Source organism: Novosphingobium sp. HII-3, from assembly GCF_002916655.1.
In the GTDB taxonomy this organism is placed as follows: domain Bacteria; phylum Pseudomonadota; class Alphaproteobacteria; order Sphingomonadales; family Sphingomonadaceae; genus Novosphingobium; species Novosphingobium panipatense.
The window spans coordinates 1-7,992 of record NZ_PPSM01000052.1; the positions used below are offsets into that span (position 1 = coordinate 1).

Genomic DNA, 7,992 nt, shown 5'->3' on the forward strand with positions numbered 1-7,992 from the left:
CATGGTCGGTCTGTCTCCAAAGGGTTGAGTCGACAACTTCACTCTAGAGACCTGCGGGCCGATCATGACCGCCTTGATAAAGCCTGCGGGCGCTACGCGCCCTTGCCTTCATCAAGGCAGTGCGCCCTTCGAGGGGCCGCTTCCCAATGTGCTATGGCTTCGAGCTTGTTGCTCATCTCCATGATCAGCGCGGCATTGCGTTCGGTATCCTGCGCGAGATTGTTCGTTTCGTCCGGATCGTCCCGCGTGTCGAACAGCTCGATGTCGTTGAGCTTCAGGAGATCGTCCATGCTTTGCGGACTGTTGTGCTGCCTGGGCGAGAAATAGCGCGCGAACTTGTAGCGGCCGTCATTGACGCAGCGAATGGCCGACCGCTTCGACAGGTCGAGTTCGATACTGCCTGTTTCACGCTTCTTGCCTTCTTCGGTGAGGTCCGCCCGCTGCTTGATCGCCTGAACCTTCGCCAGATAGTCGGCATCCGCATAAGTCAGCATGTTGAAGCAATAGAGGCTTGAAGGGCGCAGCGCATTCACGCCCGCCTCCTGGGGCCGGTCCAGCAGCGGCGAGAAATCGCGCCCCCGGCGATCGGAGAGGATCGAATCTCGTTCCGCTTGCGGTATGCCGGAAAGCGCCAGAAGCGTCGGGACGACATCAAGATGACAGGTCAGCGCGTCACAGCGACCGCCGCCGGGAACGGCGGGATGCGCGACGATCATGGGGACCTGCATTTGTTCTCGGTATATGGACGAGCCCTTGCCATGCATGCCGTGATAGCCGCCCAGTTCCCCGTGATCGGCGGTGAACATGATCACGCTGTTCTCCATCAGCCCCAGCGCGTCCAACTCGTCCAGGATGGTGACAACATGCCGGTCGCAGTCGCGGATGCAGTTGAAATAGTAGTCCTGGAGCTTCCTCCAGCGGCGGTCCTCATCCACAAAATCGCCTACCAGTGCGGCGCGGGCGCGCTGATACTCGCGGTGAGCCGCTGGTCGTCCGGGGTCGTCGAAGGGTTGATGGCGGCTCTCGGGCAGAGGGACATTGTCCCAGCGCGCTTGGTAGAGCGGATGATCGGGCGGTTGCGCGGGGTTCATTGACACGCCGCCGTCGTTCAGTTTGCCTTGCCATTGCACCGGCGTGCCGGGCTCATCGGTGTCGATGAACATCACGTCGTGAGGGTTGACCAGGTTGATGGCAAGGAACCAGTTCTCGCCCTGGCGGGCCAGCGTTTGCCCGGTTCCGCGCAGCCAGCTTACGGTCTGGGCGGCGGTGATCTCATCATAAAGATAGCCCCCTTGCGACCAACCAATCACGTCGCCGATCCCGTGATAGTCGCTGAAGCCATAGCCATCCATGACGGTGTGGAAATGAGGCGAAGGCTGAAGGCCGATGTCCGGCTTGCCCCCGGCGAAATGGCCTCCCTCCATCTCGTTGCTGAGATGCCACTTGCCCTTGTAGGCGGCGTAGTAGCCGGCCTGCCTGAACAGCGATCCGATGGTGCCCAGCGCCGGGTCCAGGTTGTTCGTCATCCAGGGAAGTCCGACATTGTCGAACATGCCCGTGATCGGCATGTGCCAGCCGGTATAAACCACCGAGCGCGACGACGTGCAGACGTTCGAGCAATTCTGATGGCGGGTGAAGGTAATCCCCTGCCGCATGAGCCGCTCGCGGCCATCTACCGGAAAGGGATAGCTGCTGAAGTACCGCTCCTGATCGACAAGGATGAGAATGACGTTGTAGCGCGAGGCTTTGTCCTCTCCCAAAGCGTGATGAGCCATCGTTCGAAGCCTGTCCTGCCTACGATCCTGCGGCGGCGCATGAGCGGTACCGCGTGGCCGCGCCAACACTTCGAATATCATCCCCGCCTGCTCAGGGTATCGGGATTATCCCGATGAGAACCACAAGGCCGCTTGCTCTGACTGAACGGCGGCCGGGCTGATCGACCGCCCTCGATCGACACTGTGCGGTCCATCGCTTTTCAGGACGGAGCATGCAGTCTCTCGGTCAGGGAAAATTGCGCAGTTGGCCGGGTTTACCCCGATTGTTGCAACATCCGGGGGATGCGAGTTGTCTTCCCAGCCTTGCGACAGAAGGAGATACGGTGATGCCCAAGGGCAAACCCAATATTCTGGGAATCTGGGGCGACGACATCGGAATGCGCCTGTGGGCCGACCCCTTTACCACACTGCGCCTGCAGAAGATCTACAACCTGTTCCAGGATCCGCAGATGGTCCACGGCGCGATGGCGCACCGGGCGAAATAGCGCTTGTCGGCAAATCGGGCAGCCCACGTTTGTTCTCGCTTTGGCAGAGGAGATTCATCATCATGCGACGATTGTCAGCCACCGTTCTGGGTCTTGCCGTGATGTGGATCACGCCGGCGCAGGCACAGCTAAGGCAAGAATCTGGATCACTCGACGTCCGCCTGATTGTCGAGGAAGCGTGCGAAGTCGCATGGCCCGGCAGTACGATTGGCGGGGGTGAAGCGGAACTGGACTTCGGGACGACATCTCGACTCGACGATCCGATAGATCGCGAGATCGGCACCGGAACAGTCGGTGGCATTGAGGTGCGCTGCAACGCAGGCACGACATACAGTGTGACGTTCGGCCCGGGCGAGAACGCCAGCGATATCGATAACCGGGCAATGCGCGGCGCGGTAAACACCTCGCAGTTGATCCCTTACCAGATTTACAGCGACGCTGCGCGAACTGCCGTCCTATCGAACATCTTTGTTACCGCGAACGGCGCCTACCAGCCGGTCCCCGTCTACGGTCGCGTGCCCCCTTTGAGTCCGACACCCCCAGCGGACAGCTATACTGACAATGTCATCGTAACGGTCAGTTTTTGAAGGAGATTGCGATGTACGTGCGTTTGTCCGCCGCCCTTGCGGCCCTTCTCTCCATTCCGAACGTCGCCGCGGCGCAGGCTTCGCTACGCGTAGAACCCCTGCGTGTGGTGGTAAGCGCACCATCGCAAGCGTCCGCAATCACCCTTCAGAACACCAGCGCTGAGAAGGTTTCGGTCCAGATCCGGGTCTTCGAATGGTCCCAGGCGAATGGGAAGGACACGCTCACGCCCACTACCGACGTCGTGGTCAGCCCGCCTGCGACGACGATCCCGGGCGGCGCTTCGTACACCATCAGGGTCGCGCGGACAGCCGGCGCGGTAGCCTCCGGAGAGAAAAGCTACCGGCTTTGGGTGGATGAGTTGCCCGCAGCGGAGCGGAAGCGTGCAGAAGCCCGCACCGTCGACATTCTCATCCGATACGATCTGCCGGTCTTCTTCGGCACGGCAAACGCCTCCTCGAGGCTTTCGTGGAAAGCCTACAAGTCGGGCGGTCGCCTGTTAGTGGAGGCGACGAACACGGGCACGGGCCACGCGCGCGTCGAGGCGCTGGCGGTAGGGAATGTGTCGTTCGGAAGCGGCTTGAACGGGTATGTCTTGCCCGGAAGCATGCGGCGGTGGACGTCGGCGGCGAACACCCCCCTTCCCGCAACCAACGCCAACCTGACACTTGTGGCCGAAGTTGGCGATCGTGAAGTCCGCGCGCCGATCACCATCGCGAGCAACTAACCCGTGCCTGTTGTCCGCGCTGATGGTTGCGATCGCGGGGGTGAGCTGGGTTCCATCGCCGGTGAACGCGCAGTCGAGTCCGCAAACACCCGTCACGCTCGTCCTTGAGGTTCGGGTGAACGGCGTGCGGTCGCCCTTGTTGTGGGAGTTCGTCCAGCTTCCAGACGGAGTGCTTGCGGCAACGGCCGAACGCCTGCAGGGCCTCGGGCTGAAAGTGCCGCCTGCGCGGCCCCCGGCAGACCTCGTTCGACTGGATGACCTGCCCGGCATTACCTATCGCTACATCGAAGCGGCTCAGGCGGTCGAGATCGACGCGACGGATGCGGCGGTTGTTCCGATGGTGCTGGATGCGGGAATCGCTCCCCGGGAAATCGACTTGGACAAAGTTACGCGCAACACCGGCGCGCTGCTCAACTACGGCGTATACGCCGATATCGGCAAGGATAGCCAGGCGTCGGCGCAATATGACCTGCGCATCCTGACCCGGCGGGGTGTGCTATCCACGACAGGATTTGCCACTCTTGCGGACGATGGCAACGGCGGGGTGGACCACACTCGGCTCGATACCTACTGGCGCATCGTCGATGTGAGAACAGCGATTGCCCTGACGCTTGGCGACACGATCGGCAGCGGTGGAGGGATTGCGAGCGCCTATCGGCTCACCGGCATCCAGATCCAGCGCGATTTCGAATCCCGCCCCGACCTTGTCACCATGGCGCTGCCGACGCTCAACGGAACTGCGGCGGTTCCCTCCACGGTCGACCTTTACATCAATGGATTGCGGTACTTTACCGGTACAGTGGGCAGAGGGCCATTCCAGTTTCGCTCGCTGCCCAATATCGGCGGCGGGGCGACCGCGACGGTCGTGCTGACGGATGCGACGGGTCGAGAGACCAGGCTCAGCAAGCCGCTGTTCTTCGCTCCCGACTTGCTCCCGCAGGGCAGGCTGGACTTTTCGGTCGAGGCCGGCTTTCCCAGGTTGAACTACGGCTCGGAGTCCTTTGACTATCTTTCCCGGTTTTCTGGGTCCGCAAGCGTCAGATACGGGGTGTCCGATGCCCTGACCTTGCGCGCCCATGTCGAAGGTATGCGCGGCCATGTCATGGGTAGCCTGGGCGGCACCGTGCGGCTTGGCGGGTTCGGTGCCATCTCGGCAGGTGCCTCGGTGAGCCGTTTCCGCGAGCGCACCGGCAGACGCTTCGTGCTGGAAGGGCAGGCCCATGTGCTTGGGATAGATTTCTTTGGTGGGATCGAACGCTCGAACTCCCGATATCAGACCCTCGTGGGGGCAACCTCATTCCATGCCACAAGGCGCGCGGATCCGCTGGGTGCGGTCCATCCCGGCTTGCCAACCGATCCACTGCCAACGCCCGACGACGATCCGCTGCTCGTTGCCTTTGCGCGCAAGATCGATCGCTTCGGGGCAAGCTTCTCGATCGCCGATATCGGCATCAACCTGGCCTACACCCATGTCGAACTGGCGAACCAGCAATTCCGTGCTGCAAACTTTTCCGCGCAACGGTCCTTGGGCACAAACCTGTCGCTGTGGGTCAACGGGTTCAGAGACTTCACGGACCGCAAGGATTATGGCGTCGCAGTGGGACTGACCGTCGCGCTCGGCCGGCGCAGCACAGCAGCCGCGAATGTTGCGCACTCGCGCGATGCGACGCGAATATCGTCGCGCTTCACCTACAACAGCGGCTATGGCGAGGGTTCCTGGAACGTCAACCTGGCAAGCCAGGAAGTCGTCTCCGGGACCGGGACCGACTATCGCGCGGCCGACGTGCGCTATCGCGGGCACCACGCCACTCTCGGCGGCGGCGTCGACAATTTCGACGGTGAGACGAGGGTCAACGGCTTCATTCAGGGGTCGATCGTGGCTATGGGCGGTCTCTTCCTGGCGCCAACGGTAGACCGAAGCTTCGCCGTAGTTCGCGGAGGCGGCCCCAACACGCCGCTGCTCGTCGATTCGCGGGAGGTCGGCCACACGGACGCGCACGGTCGCGCGCTGCTGCCTTCGTTGCGTTCTCTGGCGACCAATCGCATCGAGATTGACCCGACCAGCCTTCCCCTCGACATGAGCGCTCCGCAAACCGAGATCGAGGTTGTGCCCGATGATCGCGCCGGGGTCATCGTGGATTTCGGCGTCAGGCCCCAAGCGGCGGCCGTTATAATTCTGGTCGATGGTGCGGCGCAGCCGCTGGCTGTCGGTGCACTGGTGACGATCGAGGACGGCGGCAGCCCGACAGTGGTGGGCCATGATGGGCGCGTATTCCTCACCGGGCTGGCTGCGCACAATCGCATTCTTGTAGAGCTGCCGGAGGGAGGGGAATGCCGCGCAAGCTTCGACTTTGTGCCGGTCGTTGGCGGCTTGCCTCAGATCGGGCCGGTGACATGTCAATGATCGCTTCGCCGCCCGGCGTCGTCAGGCACGCCGCTCCCGCTATCCTGACACTGCTCGTTGCCTTGGCGGCGCTCGTTCTCTTACTGGCGCCTCAACCGGCGAAGGCGAACGTCGTCTGCTCGCTCACCACTCAGCCGGTGACGATTAATTTCGGCACCTCGCTTACCGCAAGCGGCGATATCCGCTACACCTGCCGGAGCTTCAACACGACACCCACAACTTTTACGATCTGCACGGGCATTGGCAATCCCAGCTTTCCCGGCACGGCGGCCCAACCCAAGCTGCAGAGCGGTGCAAACACGCTCGATTTCAATCTGTACGTCGATCCTGCTGCGACCATTGCCTGGACCAAAACGCTGCCGATTGCGCAAACCGCGACCGTCGCGGCGGGGGCAACCATAAGCGGGACCCTGACGTTTTACGGCCGCATACCGGCCGGACAGTCATCGCCCGTCGGAACGTACCAGGCTTTTTTCTTCAATACTGTTCTGGGTTTTCTGGCGGCGGGTTCGCAGACTTGCGTATCTCAGTTGAATGACCTTAGCGGGCTGGACTTTTCTATCAACGTCACGGCGAACCTCGCCGAGGCGTGCAACCTGGGCATCATCGAAGCTGTCGATTTCGGCGCGCCCGCGGGCTTCTGGACCGAAGTGGATGCGGTGGGATCCGTGCAGGTGACCTGCCCTGCCGCAACCAGCTGGACGCTGAGTTTCGATGGTGGGCAGTATCTCGACGGAAGCGAGCGCCGGATGCGCAGTGCGGGCGGCGATTATGTTCCTTACCGGCTCTACCGCGACACCGCACGGTCTCAACTAATCCCGATCGACGGAACAATCCTCGGGACAGGAACTGGCACCGTGCAGTCCAATCCCGTCTATGGCCGCGTCACCGTTGCCATGCCCCCGCCCGTAGGAAGCTATTCGGACACGGTGACCGTGGTGCTACACTTCTAGGCGCCTGGATGGCGCTGATCGAGTGCCGCGTCCGATGCGCCGCCTGGATCCCTCTCGCGCCCAAGATTCCTTGCAGCCGTGCCCGGACATCCGGGGCCTCGATGTCCTCGATCGCCTTGCGCCCGAGAGACGGATATACCGCTCCGTCCGGACCACCCGCTACATCCTCTGCGTGAACCTTCGACCAGCGGCCTTTTTGCAGTGTATGCCACGCTTGGGCGACGTGCCATGGCGGAGCCGATGTATGAGAGTAAACGAGGCCAGTAGCAGACACAGCGGCCACGCCGAAGCGCCCGAAAATGGCTGAAATCAGACGTTTAGGGATGTTTGCAGACTAGCTGCTGGCGGAGCGGGAGACCGTCGATTAGCGCTATCAACTCGTTGAAAAAGCTGGTCAAAGCCTCATCCTAGCTAACCGCCTTACCATAGATCAAACCATAGACGTTGTTTGTCATGCAGTTCCGCAAACGGGATTCGAACTGCCCATACAGACCTATAAAGCCCCATCGCTCCTTACATAGTGGGGGGTCCCGGAAAAAACGTAACAAACGTAACATGCCCCGGAAATCTGCGGTTCTTGACGTAACCTAAAGCGTAACCTTGGTGTGACGAGGTTACCTTTTAAAAACGTAACCTTTTGATCTCAAAAACCTTAGGATTTCTGCGGGGGTTACGTTCTTCACTGCGGGAGGTTGCTCCACATTGCCTTCGGAACGTAACATGGAAAAGTATATCAAATCAGATGCTTAGTCGTCGGTAAGGCCCACAGGTTACGCATGTTACGTTTTCCCCAGACCTCCCCCAGCGGAAGGCGGCGAGCGCGCAAAACTTTCAGAAATCCGCTTCGTCTCGAAACGAGCTTCCAGCTGCATCAAACTGCAACGCTGGAACGGCCTTCGAGAAGCGCTCACAGCCCAGGACCTAGGCCGAGCCGAGTGAGAACACCGGGAATAAAAGGGGCCACGGACCGGACCGGAGCACCGGGATAAAAAAGGGCCAGTCCTGTTAGACCTTCGCTTTTGTGCGGAGGTGGAAGGATGAAGAGAGTGGAGCTTTATCAGAC

Annotated in this window: 6 protein-coding genes; 5 read left to right on the forward strand and 1 reads right to left on the reverse strand. The window is 61.2% G+C overall.

Annotation, left to right across the window (positions count from 1 at the left end; all coding sequences use genetic code 11):
- Positions 1-92: 92 nt before the first annotated feature.
- Positions 93-1,775 carry a sulfatase-like hydrolase/transferase gene (locus C2R25_RS16335; RefSeq protein ID WP_158250706.1) on the reverse strand — a complete coding sequence of 561 codons (1,683 nt, stop codon included), beginning with the start codon at positions 1,773-1,775 and terminating at the stop codon, positions 93-95.
- 326 nt (positions 1,776-2,101) lie between these two features.
- Between C2R25_RS16335 and C2R25_RS20550 the strand changes: the two genes are divergently transcribed.
- Genes C2R25_RS20550 through C2R25_RS16355 form a run of 5 tightly spaced genes read left to right on the forward strand, consistent with a single transcriptional unit; the run spans position 2,102 to position 6,929 of the window.
- Positions 2,102-2,260, forward strand: coding sequence for a hypothetical protein (locus C2R25_RS20550; RefSeq protein ID WP_158250707.1), 159 nt, complete (start codon positions 2,102-2,104; stop codon positions 2,258-2,260).
- Between the two features lie 29 nt (positions 2,261-2,289).
- Positions 2,290-2,847 carry a spore coat U domain-containing protein gene (locus tag C2R25_RS16340; RefSeq protein WP_103730235.1) on the forward strand — a complete coding sequence of 186 codons (558 nt, stop codon included), beginning with the start codon at positions 2,290-2,292 and terminating at the stop codon, positions 2,845-2,847.
- Positions 2,848-2,858: 11 nt separating this feature from the next.
- Positions 2,859-3,572, forward strand: a complete 714-nt coding sequence (locus tag C2R25_RS16345; RefSeq protein ID WP_103730236.1) for a molecular chaperone — start codon at positions 2,859-2,861, stop codon at positions 3,570-3,572.
- 10 nt (positions 3,573-3,582) lie between these two features.
- Complete coding sequence (locus C2R25_RS16350; protein ID WP_233204079.1) at positions 3,583-5,976, forward strand: fimbria/pilus outer membrane usher protein; 2,394 nt, start codon at positions 3,583-3,585, stop codon at positions 5,974-5,976.
- Positions 5,973-6,929 (forward strand): spore coat U domain-containing protein, encoded by a 957-nt coding sequence (locus C2R25_RS16355; protein WP_158250708.1) that lies wholly within the window; start codon positions 5,973-5,975, stop codon positions 6,927-6,929. The genes C2R25_RS16350 and C2R25_RS16355 overlap by 4 nt, the downstream gene beginning before the upstream one ends.
- Positions 6,930-7,992: the final 1,063 nt, after the last annotated feature.